At 47.3% G+C, this 19,319-nt stretch carries 16 protein-coding genes; 10 read left to right on the top strand and 6 right to left on the bottom strand.

Going from position 1 to position 19,319, the window contains the following annotated elements; translation table 11 throughout:
* From E2R66_RS16905 to E2R66_RS16870, 8 genes are all read left to right on the top strand, one after another.
* The coding region (locus tag E2R66_RS16905; protein ID WP_317130782.1) for a transposase at positions 1-187 on the top strand (187 nt) is incomplete at its 5' end.
* A gap of 69 nt (positions 188-256) precedes the next feature.
* Positions 257-1,210 carry a fibronectin type III domain-containing protein gene (locus tag E2R66_RS16900; RefSeq protein WP_133232645.1) on the top strand — a complete coding sequence of 318 codons (954 nt, stop codon included), beginning with the start codon at positions 257-259 and terminating at the stop codon, positions 1,208-1,210.
* A gap of 7 nt (positions 1,211-1,217) precedes the next feature.
* Positions 1,218-1,721, top strand: a complete 504-nt coding sequence (locus E2R66_RS16895) for a hypothetical protein (protein WP_133232643.1) — start codon at positions 1,218-1,220, stop codon at positions 1,719-1,721.
* A gap of 42 nt (positions 1,722-1,763) precedes the next feature.
* A complete protein-coding gene (locus E2R66_RS16890) occupies positions 1,764-2,327 on the top strand; it encodes a toxin-antitoxin system YwqK family antitoxin (protein ID WP_134737941.1) in 564 nt (187 codons plus the stop codon).
* Between the two features lie 7 nt (positions 2,328-2,334).
* Complete coding sequence (locus E2R66_RS16885; RefSeq protein WP_133232639.1) at positions 2,335-3,600, top strand: hypothetical protein; 1,266 nt, start codon at positions 2,335-2,337, stop codon at positions 3,598-3,600.
* Entirely contained in the window at positions 3,582-3,944 is a 363-nt protein-coding gene (locus E2R66_RS16880) for a hypothetical protein (protein WP_133232637.1), read from the top strand. Before E2R66_RS16885 ends, E2R66_RS16880 begins: the two co-directional genes overlap by 19 nt.
* Complete coding sequence (locus tag E2R66_RS16875) at positions 3,937-4,446, top strand: PulJ/GspJ family protein (RefSeq protein ID WP_133232635.1); 510 nt, start codon at positions 3,937-3,939, stop codon at positions 4,444-4,446. Before E2R66_RS16880 ends, E2R66_RS16875 begins: the two co-directional genes overlap by 8 nt.
* A complete protein-coding gene (locus E2R66_RS16870; RefSeq protein ID WP_133232633.1) occupies positions 4,433-5,578 on the top strand; it encodes a type II secretion system F family protein in 1,146 nt (381 codons plus the stop codon). Before E2R66_RS16875 ends, E2R66_RS16870 begins: the two co-directional genes overlap by 14 nt.
* Before the next feature lie 5 nt (positions 5,579-5,583).
* Here E2R66_RS16870 and E2R66_RS16865 read toward each other — a convergent pair whose 3' ends face one another.
* From E2R66_RS16865 to E2R66_RS16840, 6 genes are read right to left on the bottom strand one after another with little or no spacing between them, the layout of a single operon-like run.
* Complete coding sequence (locus E2R66_RS16865; RefSeq protein WP_133232631.1) at positions 5,584-6,108, bottom strand: hypothetical protein; 525 nt, start codon at positions 6,106-6,108, stop codon at positions 5,584-5,586.
* Between the two features lie 2 nt (positions 6,109-6,110).
* Positions 6,111-7,319, bottom strand: coding sequence for a hypothetical protein (locus E2R66_RS16860; protein ID WP_133232629.1), 1,209 nt, complete (start codon positions 7,317-7,319; stop codon positions 6,111-6,113).
* A 9-nt stretch (positions 7,320-7,328) separates the two neighbouring features.
* The gene (locus E2R66_RS16855; RefSeq protein WP_240049338.1) at positions 7,329-9,266 is read right to left on the bottom strand and encodes a type II secretion system protein GspD; all 1,938 of its coding nucleotides are present in this window, start codon (positions 9,264-9,266) and stop codon (positions 7,329-7,331) included.
* A gap of 7 nt (positions 9,267-9,273) precedes the next feature.
* Positions 9,274-10,707 carry a GspE/PulE family protein gene (locus E2R66_RS16850; protein WP_133232627.1) on the bottom strand — a complete coding sequence of 478 codons (1,434 nt, stop codon included), beginning with the start codon at positions 10,705-10,707 and terminating at the stop codon, positions 9,274-9,276.
* Entirely contained in the window at positions 10,704-11,225 is a 522-nt protein-coding gene (locus tag E2R66_RS16845; RefSeq protein ID WP_133232625.1) for a prepilin peptidase, read from the bottom strand. The genes E2R66_RS16850 and E2R66_RS16845 overlap by 4 nt, the downstream gene beginning before the upstream one ends.
* Before the next feature lies 1 nt (position 11,226).
* The gene (locus E2R66_RS16840) at positions 11,227-11,646 is read right to left on the bottom strand and encodes a type IV pilin protein (RefSeq protein ID WP_133232623.1); all 420 of its coding nucleotides are present in this window, start codon (positions 11,644-11,646) and stop codon (positions 11,227-11,229) included.
* Between the two features lie 392 nt (positions 11,647-12,038).
* On the opposite strand from E2R66_RS16840, the gene E2R66_RS16835 reads away from it, so the two are divergent.
* Together E2R66_RS16835 and E2R66_RS16830 are read left to right on the top strand one after the other, a co-directional pair.
* Positions 12,039-15,755 (top strand): DUF5977 domain-containing protein, encoded by a 3,717-nt coding sequence (locus E2R66_RS16835; protein ID WP_133232621.1) that lies wholly within the window; start codon positions 12,039-12,041, stop codon positions 15,753-15,755.
* 11 nt (positions 15,756-15,766) lie between these two features.
* Entirely contained in the window at positions 15,767-19,309 is a 3,543-nt protein-coding gene (locus E2R66_RS16830) for a DUF6443 domain-containing protein (protein ID WP_133232619.1), read from the top strand.
* The last annotated feature ends 10 nt before the right edge of the window (positions 19,310-19,319 follow it).

The raw sequence follows: 19,319 nt of genomic DNA, 5'->3' as shown, positions 1-19,319 counted from the left end.
AAGGTCGGTGATAGAAACAGTCAATGATGAGCTCAAAAACATTTGCCAGATCGAGCATTCCAGGCATAGGTGTTTCGCCAACTTTATCGCTAATATCGTGGCTGGATTAATCGCATACTCATTTTTTCCTAAAAAACCGTCCATCTCTTATCAATCGACCTATTCTAATCAGATGGCCGCCTTTTGATTAATCGAACTCAGGTAGATATTAAATTTTAATGCACTCTAAATTATTTTTTGCCTATTTTAGTGCTTGATGAGCACTAAACCTTTTCGCTATATATTGTTTGCATTATTGCTGCTTAGCTTGGCATCCTGCAAGGATTTCATCGAACCCTCCATCGATAAGCGCGAAGTGAGATTACTTGCGCCGGGAGCGCATTATCAAAGCAAAAATTATACAGTGAGTTTCTGGTGGGACGAGGTAGAGGATGCCTTAACCTACCGCCTGCAAATCGTTACTCCTCAATTCGATACCATCGGCGCGCTCGTTGCAGATACTATCGTCAAAAAGAACCAACTGGCATTAAGCCTGGCACCGGGGCTATACCAATGGCGGGTGAGGGCAGAGAATGGCAGTTCGCAAACGGCCTTTAGTGTAGCAGGGAGTTTCGAGGTGCTGTATTCATCTATCAAGCAACAATCGGTACAGCTTAGCTCACCGGGCAATAACGCGCTAAGCAACCAAGGGGCTGTAACTTTTCAATGGGGCAGCATGTTCGGTGCAACCCGGTACCGCCTGCAGGTAGATACCAACAGCTTTGCCGACGAAAGCAAGATTATATACAACCAGCCGATTGCGGCGCAGCAATATGCTTTTACTTTCCCTAAAGACCAGCAGTACCAATGGCGGGTGCGGGCGGAGAACGATACGGCGCAATCCTTATGGTCGTCCACGCGCAATATTCGTTCAGACCATATACCGCCAGGGCAGGTAAGTTTAAGTTCGCCGGGCAAAGGCGAGGTTGTTGCTTTACCCGTAAGCCTGCAATGGGGGGCTGTGGCTACCGCTTCTGCATATAAGCTATACGTGTTGAAAGCGGATTCTACTTCGGCATACAACGCAAGCTATCCGACGATTGTTAGTGGTTTGAGTAGTAACTTTAACCTTGGCAATTCGGGCGACCGGGTATATTGGAAAGTAAGCGCGGTTGATGCCGCAGGCAACGAAGGGCAGGCGAGCGTAATGCGTAGTTTCGTTATCAAATAAAAGGGCCATGAAAAACAAGCCGCTTACCTATGTGCTGCTTTTGGTGGTGGTTGTTGTTTGGGGGATGATTATCTACCGGGTATTTATGGCGGTAAGCGCGAACGATGGGGCTGATTTACCGCAGCCCTTAGCAGTGGCTGATAAAAAAGAAACGCCTAACGATTACGCGCCGGTGAAAGATACCGCTAAATTGATGCTCAACTACCGCGACCCTTTCGGTGCCGCAGAAGATAAAGATACAGCGGTGATTGCAGTGAATAAATTAATTAAAGTATCTTCAGTGGTTGCAAAGCCTTTCGTACCGCCCATCAACTGGGGTTTTATCCGTTACTTGGGCTATATCATCAGCGCAGGCTCTAAAAAGCCCCTAGCGATGCTAAGTATAAACGGCAGGAACGTCACGCTGGCAGAGGGCGAACAATCCGAAAACGTAAAGCTACTCAGGAATGTAAAAGACTCGGTGAAGGTAGCTTTCCAGGGTAAGACTAAATTTATCAAAATCAGCCAATAAGATATGTCCAGGTATGTGATAGTTATTATAGTTTGTTGCTGGATGCAGGGCGCCTCATCGCAAAACCTGCCCGGTTTGGGCGCGAACCGTGTCCGGATAAATGAAGCAGACAGGAGCCTGGTTTTTGAAGTAGAGCCGGTGGATGATGATATCGATGTTAAATCCGAGCTGATATATTCATGGTACAGCGCGAACAGGATACATACCACGCAAGGTGGTTACAGCGGCAAATTGCTGAACGGAGCATATGCCGAATTCTACCCCAACAAGAATATAAAAGAGCAGGGGACATTCAAAAACGGGCTTAAGAATGGCCTTTGGAAAGAATGGACGGAAGGCGGGCTGCTGGTCCAATCGATCACCTGGAAAAATGGCCTCAAGTCGGGCGGTTTCAGCAAGTTCGGCGCAAATGGATTATTGGCGCAGCAAGGGAAGTACCTTAAAGGCCAGCTCGACGGGTACCTTTACGACCATTACGGCAAAGACTCGGTCGGCGTAACTTATTACAAAAAAGGCGTGCCGACGAAAAAGCCCGTCCCGTTCATTAAGAAGCTTTTCGCCCACAAAAGTCATCAACGCGATACAGTAAAAACGGCGGGCCAGTAGATAACTCATGATGATAAGGGCATCCGCTTTGTACATGGTCATCATTATCGCATTAGTTATCGCGGTACTTTGCTCTGCCGTTATCGTAGCGGGGTACTTCTACCGGGCGCAATATCAAAGCAGCTTCCGTAATTCCAAACTACAGCTTAACCTGGCATCCGCTACCAATATCCTGTTGGCCGATACCGCGAATACTTACCAGGAGGAGAGCAGGTTCGGCCTGTTCAACGAGGCCGATGATTCAGTTTCGGTGCAGCGCAAGCCATGGGGTATTTTCGATATTGGGATTGCCAAAGCATTCAAGCAAGGCGACACCGTTTATAACGCCTTCACGATTGCGGATGCTATCGATACCGCCAAATGGGTCGCGCTTTACGTACCCGACGAAGACAGGCCGTTATCGGTCAGCGGCAAAGCTTTTATCCGGGGGACTGCATCCATCCCTAAGGCGGGTATCAGGGAGGCCTATGTAGACGGCAACGGTTACGAGGGCGACAAACATCTCGTTATCGGAAGGATAACGAACAGCGGAAGAGAGCTCCCTCCGTTGAACTCTAAGCGGCTTAAGCTGCTCGATAACACGATTGATTTTCCTTTAAAGGCCAATATCTGGGTGCCGCGAGAGGACACAATCAAAAACTCTTTCCTTCAGCCGGTGCGTTACCTATACCTAGGCAAAAACGCCGCAACGCTGCGTGATATCGATATCGAAGGCAACCTCATCATCGCTTCGGATACCACGCTGACGATAGATGCTTCTGCCTCGCTCCGCAACGTAATCGTCAGGGCTCCCGGCATCGTCATCAACAGTGGTTTTCATGGCAACGCACAATTTTTTGCTACAGATTCGGTCAGCGTTGGCGAACGCTGCGTTATCGATTATCCCTCCTGCCTGGCAGTACTGAGGCGCAACCCATTGGACAAGGGGCGCGCGCTTATCAGCATCGGCAACCACACCGTCGTAAACGGCACCGTAGCCGCGTGGCAGGAATTCAAAGCCGCTTTGCTGCCGCTGATCAAAATGGGGGATGATGTTACGGTGAAAGGGCAGGTGTACTCGCAAGGGATTGTTTCCTACAAGAAGAAAAACCTTGTTTATGGCAGCATATTCACCGGGCGCCTCCTTTATCAGAATAATTTTTCCGCCTACGAGAATTACCTGATCGGAAATAAGGTAGATGCCAAAAAGCTTTCGCCTTACTATCTAAGCAGCATGCTGTTGCCGTCCACGTCAAACAAAAACAAAATATTGCAATGGCTCGAAAGAAAGTAAGGATGATGCTCAACGGTTCCAGCCTTGTCGAAGCCGTAATCGCGATGGTGGTTATCGTTATCGTGTTCGGTATTGCTTTGGTCGTCATAACCAACGTAACGCGTTCCTCGCTGAGCGTAACCAAGGCAACTGCCCAAAAAGTGCTTGATAAAGCAATAGCCGATGCAGAGCGGACGGGTGGTCCGGCTCCGGACCAGACCCGTTACAGCATAGAAGGGTTAACTATCGACCAACAAATAATTCCTTATTGGAAAAACCCGGCGTTAAACGTGATCCGGCTATCGGCCCTGAATGAGAAAGGCGATACCATCCTAACCATGCGGAAGGTACTGCTAGATGAATAAAGTAAAACTGAAGGCGTACACTATCCTCGAAATCACGATAGCGATGATCGTATCCGCGATAGTTATCTCTATCACCTATACGGTCTTCGGTATCGTCAGCAATGCTTATAATCAATATCGGCAAGACCAGCAAGGCGTGCTGGAGCTTACGCAACTGGACGGGCTACTAAAAAGAGATTTCGCCATGGCGCAGCATATCCTAAAAGAGCCGGACAGCCTGGTTTTTACAGGACGGGACAGGCGTGCGGTATATGCATTTTCCCCAACCTTTATCATCCGTACATCCGGTATCACCGACACATTCAAGGTAAGTACGCAGAATATCTATTTCAGCTTCCGAGGTTCGCCCATCAGGCAAACGGATTGGCAACAATCAGGCACCGCCCTCATCGACGGATTATCGTTCGATCTAGTTTACAAAAACCGCACGATACCGTATATTTACCATAAGCAATACAGTTCCGAAGACCTTATGACCGATACAGCCAATGCCATCCATTAACATCAACCGGTATCAGCAGGCCAAAAAGCCTGACAGCCAAAAGACTGCTACGACCGGCATACTCGAATTGCTGAACAAGGATATCACGTTTGGCGGCAAAGAACTGGCGGATAAAAAGAAAGAATATCTATACCTCGAATTGAGTTCGCTGCTTATAGCAGGCATCAACTTGAAGAGTAGCCTGGAACTGATTACTGCCGATCAGGAAAAGGAAAAAGACAAGCTTTTGTTCGGCACCATACTTTCCGAAGTCACTAATGGGTCTTCGCTTTCGGGCACCCTGAAAAAAAGCGGGCGTTTTTCTGCTTACGAAGTGTTTAGCCTGCAGATAGGCGAGGAGTCGGGTAAGCTGCACGAAGTATTGCAGGATCTGGCCAAATATTTCCAGAATAAGATCAAGCAAAGGCGCAAAATCGTATCCGCGCTCACCTATCCCTGCATCGTATTGCTTACCTCATTCAGCGCGGTGTTTTTCATGCTCAAATTCGTGGTGCCGATGTTCGGCGATGTGTTTATCCGTTTTGGCGGGAAGCTTCCATACGTCACTGAAAAGATTATCAGCATATCCCAGGCACTGGAAAATAATTTCCTGGGGTTCGTGCTTATTGTTGCCTTCATCGCAGCAGGCATCTTTGCTGTCAGGAAGACGGAAAAATTCAGGGCAATAGCCTCGCGATTGCTATTGAAAGTGCCAGTCATCGGCAACCTGGTGCAGAAGATTTATCTTGCCCGCTTCTGCAATTCCATGCGTTTGCTGATCAATGCCAAGTTGCCTTTGTTGCAGGCCATCGCGCTGATCAGGCAGATGATCGAATATTATCCTATCGAGTCATCGTTAGGCTTGATCGAACAAGACATCATGAACGGTAAGCCGCTCTATCAAAGCCTGCAGCAGTACAAAATATATCCGGCTAAAATGGTGCAGCTGGTAAAAGTGGGCGAGGAAACCAATCAATTAGATTATTTTTTTGCGAAGATATCAGAGCAATATGTAGAGGAAGTGGAATATAAGACCTCTACGCTCAGTAGTGCTATGGAGCCGCTGATTATTATTTTCCTGGGTATCATCGTCGGCGGGATACTCATCGCCATGTACCTGCCGCTTTTCCAGATGAGCAATAGCTTCCAATAATGCTGTTATCGCCGTATCGCGGCAATATATACCTGCATCACCAGCGGCTTGTTTTTTGAGGACTGGCGTTGGGTCGGCATTTTCAGTGTAACCGAACGGACCAAGCCGATGCCCTGCAACGCGTATAATTTTTGAACAGTTCTCATCAAAGCCGTGTACGAACCTTCAAGTACCAGTTGCTGCGTAATCAAATGTTCATCCTGCGGAATGACATCGGGGAGGGGCACGGACGTTAGCTTAACTTTTTCTTCTGCGGCTACCGATGCTACCTTATCGATGATGTCGCTCCTGAAATCAGCAGTATCTGCGGAATAAGATTTGATGAGCTTGTTTAAGTTGTCGTTTTTCCTTTCGAGGTAAGCAGGCTGGTAGCTCAAGTCGCCCGCGTTATCCGATTGCGCTTTTAAACGATTATTGAGTTGCCAGGCTTCCACGGTTTTTTTCAATGCCAGTTGATAGCTGATGAGCAGCAACGCTGCTGACAGTATCCATAATCCATACTTGTTCGTGATAAAAAATGCCTTCATCATATTCAGTAATCTATGGAAATGGTGAACATTCCTGTCCCTTCTTCATTGTCGAATAAGTAGCTTTCCATCCGGATGCTTTTTATCCAGGGCTTCGATTTTGCACGCGCTATCCATTCGTTCACAGGGAGTATATTGGCCGAACTTCCTGTGATGGTGATATGCCTCTGTGTAAAGCGCATTACCCGCTGGGATTTTAAGGCTGCTGCATCCGGCGGGTCGATACTGACGGATTCCCAACTCACATTCGCCGGCAATAATTGGGCAAGCTGGTCTATGAATATCGTTTTATTGGGTACGCCATCCCATCCCAGCCCTTTCAAAAGTAGCTCATTCTGTTTGATGGCATCGTTTATATCTTCGGCCTGGCTGCTGTTTTGAGCACTGCTACTCACTTTCTGCGCGAGTCCCTGGTTGGAGGAATCGAGCGAAATGAAAACAAAGAAGTTAAGCATCAACAATATGAAAATGCCTCCCAGCAATACCGCAAGCCTCGCACGGAATTTTTTCTCCAGCAGCGTATCCTGCAATTTGTTTTCCAGTCCGGCGGCTCCGGCCCGTATCGGCAGCAATTGCCCGGATAAAAGCAACTGGAAAGCAGCCGCGTAAGCCAGCACTAATTTTTCATCCAGCGGTTCATTTTCAGCTTTGATCAGGAATGGCGATACGGCCTCCGCCGCATACTTGTAGCCGAGCCAAACGCCCTCTGCATTGCGCCGAAGCGAATGTCCGTTGAATTCGAACGTCACACCGTAAACGTTGAGCTGGTTGATGATATGTTCGACTGGGAAAGGGCCAAGGCACAGCATCAAGGGCTTATAGCCTTCCTCCAGGATTATACTTAGCCACCTATCCGCTTCTGTGCGGCGTATCACCGCGATATGGGAATTATCCCCGCTGATAAAATCCTGCACATAGAAATCGTCGATATCCGCATTGGTCAGCACGTCCGAAAAGTTCTCCTTATCGGTATGCTCCCGTCTCGCTAATTGCTTTATTAAAACACCTTTACCGGTTATGATGACCGCAGCATTTGCCGCGGGCGAAGCATCCTTTCTTTCATTTATGGAGGTAAGCGCAACTGCTTTTTCCTTGAAATCCAGTCGGTCTTTATCCAGCTCCAGTCCGCATACGGCGAAAGTCGCGCTCCCATCATTCCCGATATGGATATGGATGCCCGTGGCTTTATCGATCCTGTAGTATCGTGCTAACATGCTATCCGGTTACCTGATAATCGTTGGCTTTATGAACACAAGCGTTACTACTTTCGCCTTCGTCTTGGTCCTGCTGCTGAAAAGGTATTTCAGGAGCGGTATGCGCGAGAGCAAGGGTACGCCGGATGAACTATCGGCATCTTCGGTACGCTCGATGCCGCCGAGTACGATCATATCTTCGTTATGCACCCTGATAACCGATTCGAACTTGCTGGTGGATTTCGGCGGCGGCGAGCCGTCGGTAGGCAAGGAAGTGAAATCGGAAATATCGATTTTGATGCCGAGGGTCACCTGGTCGTCGCCTGACACCAATGGCCGGATATTGATGGTCAGGTTCGCATCCGATTCTTTGTACTCGTTGGTGAAGACGGAAGTATTCGTCGCCGCCGAGGGGTATAGGTTCTGGGTTACGTTCTTATAAAACACGCTATTGCCGATGCTCAAAGAAGCGGTGTGCCCGTTAAGCGTAGCCAGTTTAGGCACCGACCGTACCTCGATGTTGTTTTTCGACTCCAGCGCACTAACGTTAAGGTAGAAATTCGGCGTGACATGGCCAAGGTTTGTCGAGAAAATGCCCCCCACCTTGTTGAGGAATTCATTGACCGATTTAGACCCGAAAGTATAGTCAAGTCCCGGGAGCAAGGTGCCGCCCGTTTTTATGCTATCCGCCGTGCCTGCGGAGATGCCAGTAGAGACGCGACGGGTTTTATGGACATCGATAAGCGTTACCTCTATCAGTATCTGGGGCACCAAAACGTCTATCTGCTTGATCAGGGAAGCAATTTCCTCTATTTGCGGCTTCGAGCCCGATAATATCAAGGTGTTCTGCTCCCGGAATTCTTTAACTTCCACGCCTCGTTTCCATTCTGCGGGTACCAATGCCAAGACCGTATCGATAGATCGGTTCTGCAGCATCACTACCTTATGGCTGCGCAGGCCTTCCAGTTTCCGGTCACCGATCAGATAAACCCCGTCCGCCTGGTTGAAGGTGTAATCGGTCCCCTTGAATACCAGGTTCAGGAAATTCTCGTATGTCAGGTCGTTGGCGTTGATCGTATTGATGGTGCCTTTGATTTCCGAATACACGAAATAGCTTTTGCCCATTTCCTGGGATGCAGATCTCACCAACTCTGCAATGCCCGCGTTGGCGGAGCTTACAGAAATGAGTTTTTGCCCGCCGACGGTCTGCACGGACAGGCCAAGGTTACCCGCAGGCGCATTATTGATTGGCTTGAATATCCTTTTGACATCGGTCTTGCGATCGCCGTTTACATACAATTGCTCGTTGTCGTCCAAAGGCTGGAAGAGGTAAAAGCTGTCGTTGGTCTTTACCATTTTCAGTTCGTTGGAAAAAGCCAGTTTATCCATCGCCACGTCGAAGCCCGCACCGGATATGAAGGCCGTTACCATTTTCCCTTGCAGGCCCGGCGGGACGATGATGTTTTTTCCGGACAACGTGGTAATCTTTTTAGCGACAGCCGTCAAGCTATCATTGCTCAGGTCCATGCTCAACGCATTATCCAGGTCCCGGTACCGGATGTTGATTTGCTTGGTAGCCGGCTTAAAAGCAATAACAGGCTCCGGGTGTGCCTTGACGACCAATATCACGCCCGTAGCGCTGATATCCAGGTTATATTGCTGGGCCAGCAGGAGGAGGATATTGCTGGCGGTAACATCGATGAAAATATTATTTACGGTGAAATTTACCGAAGGGTCGATATGGAAGCTGATATTGTTTGCCCTGCCGATTGCCCGCAAGTAATCCGGGGCCGGTACGCCGGAAATAGATAGCTGTACTTTTTTGTTCAGGCCCGGCACAAACTGCGCAAGGCTGTCCAATGTGGCTTGTATCTGCTGTAGGCGCGGACCGCTTTGCTGCGCTATGCCCCTTGCCGGGAAGAACAACGTAAGGCTTATGATTATAATTAAGGTAAGTTTCCTGTACATAAGCCGGTTAGAAATTAAATAATAAAGGGTAGATTTCTTCTAAGGAGGTATCGCCATCCTTGAAAAGCGCAAAGGCGTTCTCTGCCAGCGTCTTTATGCCGCGGCTTTCAAGCCGGTCCGCAATATACATGTTGCCGTCTTTTACATCCATCGCCAGCTCGCGGTCTATGGGGATTACTTCGTAAACTGCCTTACGCCCTTTGTAGCCCGTATAGTAGCATTTTTCGCAGCCTTTGGGGACGTTTTGCAGCAATACAGCAGAATAGGGCTTGAATTGTTTAGGATATAATCCGTCTGCCATCGTTGCGCTTTGCTTGCAATGCGGGCAAAGCAATCGGATTAAACGCTGGGCCACCGTCGTATTCAGCGTGCTGGCTACTAAAAAAGGAGGTATGCCCATATCGATCAAACGGGATACCGTACCCCAAGCCGAATTGGTGTGTATAGTGGAAAGCACTAAGTGGCCGGTGAGGGCCGCGCGTATAGCCATATTAGCCGTCTCCACGTCGCGGATCTCGCCCACCATGATCACGTCCGGATCTTGACGCAAAAAAGTGCGAAGGGCAGCTGCGAAGCCCAGGCCGATAGACTCTTTGAGTTGTACCTGATTGATGCCTTCCAGCGTATATTCCACTGGGTCTTCTATGGTCAGGATATTCCGGGTTTCTTTATTGAGCAACTTCAGCGTGGCATAAAGCGTGGTGGTCTTCCCGGATCCGGTCGGCCCGCTGATTAGTAAGATGCCATTGGGCCGGCGGGCGCCTTGCAGATAATTATCCAGGTCGAAATCAGAAAGCCCGAGCTGCTTAAGGTCGATGTCAGCAGCATCATTGTTCAACAGGCGAAGCACGACCTTTTCGCCGAACAGCGTAGGCAGGACAGATACCCTGATATCGAATTTATATTGCTGATAGGCGTAATTGATACGCCCGTCCTGCGGCAGCCTTTTCTCGGCAATATCCAGGTTCGATAGTATTTTTATTTTATTGATCAACGCCGGGTAGTCGTCTTTCTTCAAAAGGTAACGTTCTACCATCATGCCGTCGATACGCATCCTGACCCGGCATTTCTGCTCGTAAGTTTCGATATGGATATCGCTGCTTTTTAAGTTCTTTGCTTCGCGGATAAGGTTAAGCAAAAAATTGTCGGCATCCTGTCCGGTATGCAGTGACGCGTTCGATTGCTGCGCGTTGTCTTTGATATAATAAGTAGAAAGCAGCCTGTTGATATCTGACGGAGGCAGGTATTCCAGGTAAATATCACAATCCAATAAAATCTCCAGCTCGGCCTGTAAATCGGCTAACGGGGTATTTTCATCGCAAAACAGATACAAGCCGTTGCCAATCTTTTCTTTGGGCAAAACGCGGTAATGCCAGGCTTGTTCTTTGCTAAGCAGATGTATGTTTTCTGTCAGGAGCGATATGTCTGTCGTTTCGTTCATCTGGTCGCTAGTTTAATGAACCACAAATCGCTGGTGATGTCGAAAGGCGATAGCCAGCTGATGACGAGCAACCCACCCAGCAGCAAAGCCTGGCAACCTGCGAATGGGATGAATTTTGATTTTACAGGCGACATGAGCTGGTATACAAGCCATGACAGTAATATTACTATGCTGCTTGCGATAAAGAATAACATATAATTTAATAACGGCAGGTAAAAAGCCAGGCACGCTAAAAAGAGCACGTCGGCCCAGCCGAGCATTTCATCCGTGATCCATATCCATTTCCTGTATCGGGCAGATATATACAAGGACACCATCGTCAGCATAAACGACAAGCAAATCAAAGGCCCGGCAACTTCAATCACCATCCCGGAAAAGCTCCAACGAGGCGCAAACCGGATGATTACGAATAAAACTGCTAGTGCCGGGAACAAGGGCCATGCAATGCTGCGGCTTTTTATATCCTGCACAAACATGATGACCAATATAATAAGGGTAACGATTTTGGCTGCCTGCACATTAATCCGGGGTTACTTCTTTGATATTCTTGTCCTGGTCTATTTCCCACACATTGAACGTGCCGTTACCGTTGAAGTCGACTACGGCGGTAGCTTTCGCCGTAAAACCGGTAGTAGTGGCATTGGTGATTTCCAGGCGGTAATTAGCGTGCCCGTCTTTACTGTCAGTGGTCAACTTTTCCTGTAGGAACCCGATGTCGGCCAGGCTAATCGAGTATTTGGAATGTTCGTAATAATAGCTTTTCTCCAGTTTCTGGATGTATTCCAATTGCAGCTTGGCTTCCGTGCTTTTTGCCTTGGTGATAAGCGGTAAAAGATTTGGCAGGGCAAGGAATACGAGGATGCCGATGATGCAGAGCACCACTAGGATTTCGGTTAAGGTGTAAGCGTTAAGTCGTCTTGTAAATAAGTGCTTAGGCATAATTTAAAAGTAGATGACTAATTTAATAATTAAGGTAATCAACTCCAAAAATAAAAAACTTATAATTCTACGCGCTAAACGTCAAAAGAAAATCAACCGCCTTTAATGTTGCATTAAGTATAAATCGGAAATTTTTTTTTGCACTAAAAAACATTTCGCCTTCGGTTTATTAAATGTCAAGAAATATTTTGTTTTATTTTTTTTAAATATCAATTTCTTATTCCTAAATTTAAATCAAATCCTAGGAGCCAATATCACAACCACATGCATACAATACCCATCATCAATAAATACATTGAAATCTCCGTCGATGACATTTCATATGCTTAAACACAAAATCTCATAGCAGCTACTTAAGACTATATTATTTTCTATCTCAACCTTATTACACAATGAAAAAAAACTCAGCCTGTTGGCTTGCTTTCTTAATCGGTGTGTTGTTCACGCTTTCTTCGTCCGCACAGACAACCCAAGCCAATTATTTCATCCCTACGTTTTACCCACGCGCGCCCAATACCGCCTCTATAGAGAAATTCGGAAGCTATAACGTAAACCTTTTTACTGGCTTGCCCGATATTTCCATCCCGCTATATTCTATTGATGCGGGCGGGGTGCAGTTCCCCATCACCTTATCTTACCATGCATCCGGCATAAGGGTGTCAGAAGTGGCCAGTTGGGTTGGCCTGGGCTGGTCCCTTTCTGCGGGAGGAGTGATCAGCCGAAATATAATAGGTAAAGCGGATGATGGAATTCAAGGGTATTTACAGGGCTACTTAAAAAACACGGCAGCCCTTGCAGGCCATACAGATAATAACATCGATTCCATAAATTACTACAACCTCGGGATTTATGATTCGAGGCCTGATATTTTTTCCTATAGTTTCCCCGGCCATGGCGGCAAGTTTTTTTTAGATGGTACGAGTGCCTTTACGCCGCGTTTTGTTCCGTTTGCCCCAATCAAGGTCACTAACAACTATGTAAATAGTGGCAATCCAACGATGACTACGTTTAACGTTACAGACGAGCACGGTAACAAATATACTTTTGGCGACCAATATTTGGAGCGCACCTACACATCTACGCAGTCTACGCCATCTGTCGCCGCCACTTCGGGTTGGCCGTTAGAGACTATGATAACGCAAAATAAAAGGGACACGGTGAGGTTTACGTACAGCCAGCAAACGGTGTACCAGCCGGATGTCGTTTCCAATACAGACGTTGTTGACGACCAGGTTGTGAGCCCTCAGAATTTTTACACATTCGGGTATAAACAAGGGCCGCAAAATATCAGTTCCGCTTATGTTAATGAACAATTGCTCCAGCATATTTATTTTAAGAACGGCAGGATAGATTTTGAGTTAGAGACTACAGCAAGGGCAGATTTGGCTACTAGCGGTGCCTATTCTTTGAAAAACATTAGTGTGTACATTTATAACTATGGCACAAAAGCCATGGAGCTGCAGAAAAGAATACGTTTTTATACAAGCTATTTTAATCCGACGATTTCTAATGCTAAACGGTTGAAACTAGACTCGATACAAGTACTCGATAAGGCAGGAAGCATAGCTCAGCACTATAGTTTTGACTACAATACAGCTATCGCTTTACCTTATTACGGTTCGCTGGCGCGGGATTATTGGGGGTTTTATAATAATAAACCGAACAATTCACTTACACCGAACATGACCATACAAGTTAGCCGTTATGGCGGAATGGAAAATATGACCATAGGCAGCACCGTACCGAATAGCCGGTATTCAGATTCTACCTATATGCAGGCAGGCGTGCTTACCGGTATACATTACCCAACTGGCGGGTATTCTACTTTTACTTATCAAACCAACCAGTATTGGGATAATGCGTCAAGCTCCCTGATGCAGGCAGGCGGGCTACATGTTAAATCGATATCATCATATGACGGCGTTAATCCTTCACCCATCCTCAAAACCTACGTTTATAACAATTATACGGCCCGTAAAAATTACATATTGGAAAATGTCTTTTTTGCAACGCAAATCAAGCGGCAGAACTGGTCTCATGCAGTTAATAATGGTGATAGCCCCAACATGACAGATTGGGAAACAGAACGGACTTTCGTATCCAACCCGAGGATAGACATAGAGCCTTGGGACGCCGCGACAGTTGTTTACCCACAGGTAACAGAGTATACAGGCACGCCAACAGCAAACGTTGGAAAAACGGAATATCTGTTTCGCGACCTGAATGATACGCAGAATATAGGCTCGATGACCGGGACACCGATTATCAACAGCGTTTTTTATGCGAGGGGCCAACTGATAAAAAAATCGGAATATCTGAGAAAAAGCGACGGGTCCTATCAAATCGTTAAAGTTGATTCGAGCAGTTACACGGCGTTTGCGGCAACAACCTATCCTAATGTTGGTTTAACCGTTGGCAAGACAATAGCGAACGAAGGGATTGATTTAGTTGCACATTTGGGAAATGTGTCTGGATCGCAAGCACTTGATGTAAACGGGTACGTATTGGCTAATTATGGCATCACATCTGATGACAATTACCTTACAGGCACGCTTACCAGGCTTTACGATTACAACGACCCTACGAAATATACCGTTACAAAAACCGATTATAAGTACGGAAGCCAGGTACACCAACAGGTAGTTAGGGTGCGGCATACCGACAGTAAAGGGGTAACCAAAGTTACCGTAAACAAATACCCTGCCGACTATACGGCCGGCAATACCGTATTGGATAATATGCTGGCCAATAACATGCAGGCAGACCTTGTTGAAAAATACGACAGCGTTAAGAATGTAGCGACGGGGGTGAGCGGCGTAAGCGGTGGGCAACTCAACATATACTCCAATACTATTGGTGCCAATGGGGCCATTTTGGTAAACGCCATCAAAACGCTTGCCGTTGGCGCTCCGGTAACCAACTTTACGCCATCGGCCGTGTCTGGCGGGACTTTCAGTGGCGATAGCCGGTATGTACAAATGATCAGCTTTGATACTTACGATAGTAAGAATAATGTTTCCCAATATACACCGCGAAATGCTGCGCCTGTATCGGTGTTTTGGGATTACCAGCAATCACTGCCTGTGGCGCAAATACAAAATGCGCTGGTTACAAAGGTTGCCTATACCGGCTTTGAGGCTGATGGTGGGAATAACTGGGTATACAATATGAGCGGTACCCTGTTCGATGCAACCGCCCCTTCGGGCAGCAGGACATATCCGTTAACCGCCGGGCAGATAAGCACAGCAGTTATTGATTTTACCAAAAACAATATCGTGTCTTACTGGAGCAATGGCGGCCCCGCATCGGTTTATTTTAATGGGTACATAACCGGGACCGGCTTAAAATCAACTGCCGGCGGCTGGACCTATTACGAACACTTGGTGCCGGCGGGCTCAGCCGCGTCGTTGTTGATTTCAGGTACCCAATCTATAGACGAATTGCGTCTTTACCCTGCCGATGCGCAGATGACCACCTACACCTACGACCCCAACGGGGTGGTGCTAATGGAAGATACCAAAGGGATGGTAAGCCGTTTTGAATACGATTATTCGCAACGGCTGCGTAATATTAAAGACTGGAACGGCAACATCGTGAAAAACTTTGGCTACCATTACTACGATATGACGGTGGGGAATGATGCGATGCTTAACGTAAGCTTTACCCGCAATAACTGCCCGGCAGGTACCACGCCGCAATCTACCACCTACTCCGTTGCGGCCAACACCTACTATTCCTCAACCAAAGCCTCGGCCAATGCATCCGCCAGTTACGACCTTAATATAAACGGGCAGATAAAAGCCAATAACCCCGCTATTTGCGGCTGCCCTATCCAAACCATCTCGTTCACGTTTTCTAACACAACGGGCTTAAACGGGTACCAGGCAAGCTTTTCAGGCCCGAGCAGTTTTTATTTTAACGTGCCCTCGTCCGGCACAAGCACCGTGCAGGTACCGGTAGGGACATACACGCTAAGCATCAACCCTGTAGGTACGTTCGTAAAGAATTTTAAGCTGGGCAACCGCACGCCAATCAACGGGCACAACGCTACGTTTACCAGCGTAAACATATCAACAGGCACAACAGACAACAGCTTATCCATCTATTAAACCTAAACCGGATGAATACTATCATAACAAACCATTTTATAGCAAAGCCGGTGTCGGTGCTGCTGCTGTTGTTATCCGTATCGGTTACTGCTATCGGGCAGAGCATTAACCAGAACTACGTCGTCAGTAATACGGTACGAGTGGGAGGCATTAAGGACGATGCTTCGCTAAAAACAGTACTAAGCGATAAAACAAAGGTGCAAACTACCATCCAGTATGCCGACGGGCTGGGCAGAACCTCCCAAACGGTGCAGCGCATGGGCTCATTTGCGGGTAACGATGTAGTGCAGGTGGCAGTATATGACCAATATGGGCGGGAAACCCGTAAGTACCTGCCATACGTGCCTTCCTCCACAACAACAGGTGCTTACCAGGCATCGGCGGTGACAGGGGTTGGCACATTCTACACCACGCCACCGGCAGGGGTAACCGCAAACGCCTACCCATATTCTGAAACCACTTTGGAAGCCTCGAACCTTGGCCGCCCGCTGGAGGGCGGCGCACCGGGCGCGGCTTGGCAGCTAAGCACCAGCGGCGTAAGCGGTAGCGGGCATACCGTAAAATGCGAATATACACTCAATAACAACCTCACCTGGGCGGCAGATTCGGTGAACTCGCGGCGGGTATCGCAGTTCCAGGTAATTATCAACCCCGATAACAGCCGCAGCCTGGTACGTTACAGCAACGCCACCTACGATGATAATACCCTTACGGTAACAGTGAGCAAAGATGAGAACTGGGTAAGCGGCAGGGCCGGAAAGGTAGAAGAGTACAAGGATATCGATGGGCATGTAGTGCTAAAAAGGCAGTATAACTATAAAAACGGCGCGCTGGAAAGGCTAAGCACTTATTACGTGTACGACGATAAGGGCAACCTTTGCTACGTGCTGCCGCCGGAAACCAATGCCGATGACAATATCACTATCACCGCGCAAATTATCAGCGACCTGGGGTACGAATATTGGTACGACAACTTAGGTAGGCTGTTCCGTAAAAAGTTGCCGGGCAAGGGCTGGGACTTTATCCTATATAATACGCTTGACCAGGTAGTGATGACCCAGGATGCCAACCAGCGGAATAAACCAACGCAGGAGTGGACATTTATCAAATACGATAAACTGGGGCGGGTGGCCCTAACGGGATTATTGCTTTATGGCAGCACCGCCGAGCCAAGCCTGTATACGCCCAATACCGCCAATTACCTGTTATTGCAGGGTATTTATGATAACCCCAGCAGCCCCAAATGGGAAACGCGGGATAATAGCACAAGCACCGGTTATAACAACCTGAGTGACCCGCAGGGCGCCAGCTATACCTTCCTCACCATTAATTTTTACGATGATTACAGCTGGGCGGCTCCAACCAACTATTCCGCGCCGACAGGCACCAACCTTGCCGCACGCGGTATGCCCACTTACCAGTTTACCAATGTGCTGGGTACTACCACCATGCTAACCACTAAATTTTATTATGACAATGATGGCAGGCAATTAAAGAGTTATAAGCAGCATTACCTGGGCGGGGTAAACAATACCAATAATTACGATGCTATAAGCATTACTTATGATTTTACCGGTGCCCCTACTACCGTTAGGCGGCAGCATTTTACATCTGCCAATACCGCCACGCCCCTTATCACGGTAAACAACCAGTATATTTACGATCATACCGGGCGCAAACTGAAAACCTGGCAACAGATATTTAATGGTACAACGCCTACAACACGCACCCTTATAACCAAAGCCGATTATAACGAATTAGGGCAACTACAGAATAAATGGCTTCATAGTACCGATAGCCTTAATTTTTACCAGCAGCTTGCGTACACCTATAATGAGCGTGGCTGGCTAAAAAAAATGAATGCACCACTGTTTGAGGAAGAACTCTATTATAACACCGGGGCAACAAATAAAGCCTATAACGGGAATATCATGTACCAGCAATGGGGAACATCGGCGGCACAAAATACGAGCACATTCAGTTACCTGTACGATCGCCTCAACAGGCTACTAGTTGGGGCTAAGGCTGACAACAGTGCTATTGAGCAAGGGATTACTTATGACCGGCAGGGCAATATCACAGCCTTGCAGCGGACAATTGCCGGCACTCTTGTAGATAACCTCACCTATAGTTATAACGGCACAAATCAGTTGCAGAGCATAACCGATGCCACAACCAGCGATCTGGGATTGAAGCATGGCGCCTGGACCAATAATTACGTTTACGACAAGAACGGGAACATGACGAAAGATAACAGCAAGGGCATAACCAATATTGCTTATAACCTGCTTAACCTACCGCAAAACGTCAGTTTCGCGTCAACAAATATTACTTATACCTATGACGCAGCAGGCAGCAAGCTGCGAAGGGTAAGCACCGCAGGCACAGGCACCACAACAGAGTATATTAATGGTATCCAATATACCAACAGCACTACTACCGTTGATTTTGTGCAAACGGAAGAAGGGCAGGCACAGCGCGATGGCACATCATACAATTACGAATATTCGCTCACCGATCACCTGGGCAACGTTCGGGTAACTTTCGATACCAAATCAGGCTCTGCCCAGCAGGTAGAAAAAAACGATTACATGCCATTTGGGATGCGCCTGCTGGCTACTACCAGTGCCCCGCCGAGAAAATATCTTTACAACAAAAAAGAACTTCAGGACGAATTAGGCGTTTATGATTACGGTGCACGTTTCTACGACCCGGTAATTGGGAGGTGGGGACGGTTAGATAGATATTCTGAATACTATACATCGATTACACCTTACAATTACGCCGGAAACAATCCTATTAAAAATATTGATATTAATGGAGATAAAATAAGCGCAGTTGCTACAGATAAAATAAAAGTCACTATTGACGGTGTAGCTGTTGCCGATATTACCGTGCAAGCCGAAGTTTATTTTGAGGGTAGCACCGCTTATTACGAAAAAGGCGGTGAGGCGTACAAGGGAAGCGACGAATTTATTGCTCAAATCTCTGATGCGATTTGTGATTTACAAACAGGCGAAGCGGGAGCAGGTTTAGTCAATGATGTTGAGAGGTCATCAAATAAAGTTACGATTTTTGACGCACAAAAAAATCCAAATAGAAACAATAGAGGAAACTTTACTAGATCCGACGGTAGTATACTTCAGTGGGGTGTAAAAAATCTGATTGGTGGCCCAATGAGCGGCTGGAGTGATGCAAGATCTGCATTTATTGGATTGGGTCACGAATTAGCTCACGTGTGGGATATTTGGAACGGTATTACTGATGGAGGTATATGGTTTACTGTTTTAGATAAAGATGGAAATACCGTCGATATAAACGGAATACCACAAGTAATTTATAATTCCGATAAATACGCAACTTACAAGGAAAACCAAATCCGAGCCGAGCATGGCGTAAAAATGAGGACTGACTACGATGAGTATTCCGATTCCGCCATAACAGACAGACATGGTAACAATTTATGGTTTAGAGGGGATTGGCTTCCACGACCTACTGCTCCAGCCATCGTAATTCCACCAACATCAATACCAAGCATGCCACTTAATCCGTAATATGAAAAGT

Origin of the sequence: Mucilaginibacter psychrotolerans, assembly GCF_004519315.1 — a bacterium.
GTDB classification, from domain to species: Bacteria; Bacteroidota; Bacteroidia; order Sphingobacteriales; family Sphingobacteriaceae; genus Mucilaginibacter; species Mucilaginibacter psychrotolerans.
The sequence above is the reverse complement of the archived record's forward strand: the minus strand, read 5'-3'. Positions and strand labels throughout refer to the sequence as shown.